At 63.8% G+C, this 962-nt stretch carries 1 protein-coding gene; it reads right to left on the minus strand.

The features are described from left to right. A partial coding sequence (istA, locus tag AC1D0P_RS26070; RefSeq protein ID WP_477679372.1) for an IS21 family transposase occupies positions 1-962 on the minus strand: 962 nt, incomplete at both ends.

A 962-nucleotide genomic window follows, 5' to 3' on the forward strand; every position in this document is an offset into this window, starting at 1 on the left:
GCTTCTTGCGCAGCGAATGAATGACGTGGTGGTAGTTGACGACCTGGTCGTGGCGGCCGTCGGCATGGCCACGCCCCCTTGGCAATGTCATCAGTTGCGTGCCGCCGATGAAGACATCGAGGCGATCGTCGAACAGCCGCACCCGCAGGCGGTGTCCGATCAGGCGCGACGGCACGGTGTAGAAGACCTTGCGCAGGCTAAAGCCGCCGGTGCGCGACACCGTGACGATGACCTCTTCGAAGTCGTTCGTGCGGGTATCGGGAAGCGCCTGCAATTGGGCGCGCTCGGCGTCGATGCGTTTGCCGTGTGCGGCATTGCGGCGGCTGACGATCTCATCGATGAAGGCGCGGTAGGAGCCGAGGTTGTCGAAGTCGCTTGCGCCGCGCATCAGGAGAGCGTCGCGCACGGCGTTCTTGAGATGGCCGTGGGCACTTTCGATCGAGCCGTTCTCATGCGCCACGCCTTTGTTGTTGCGGGTCGGCGTCATGTGGTAATGGGCGCACAGTTCCTCGTAGCGGCTCGTCAGATCGGCCCTGGCATCGGCGTCGAGGTTGCGGAAAGCAGCCGACAAGCTGTCGCTGCGATGCTGGAGCGGTGCACCGCCAACCGACCACAGGGCGTTCTGAAGGCCCTCGGCCAGGGCGACGAAGCTTTCGCCGCCAAGGATGACATGGGCATGCTCGAAGCCCGACCAGACCAGCCGGAAGTGATAGAGCAGATGGTTAAGCGGCTGGCCGGCGACCGTCACGCCGAGGTTCGTCATATCGGTAAAATCCGACAGCCCCAGTCGGCCGGGTTCATGCGTCTGCCGGAAGATCACTTCCTGCTCTTCCCCATGAACTGCCCGCCAGGAGCGGATGCGCCGCTCAAGCGTGCGGCGAATGCCTGTAGACAGTTCCGGATGACGCCGCAGCATCTCGTCATAGACGGCGACAGCCCGGATACCGGGAGCGGCCTTGAGA

The sequence above is a fragment of the Polaromonas sp. P1_G2 genome (assembly GCF_056405515.1).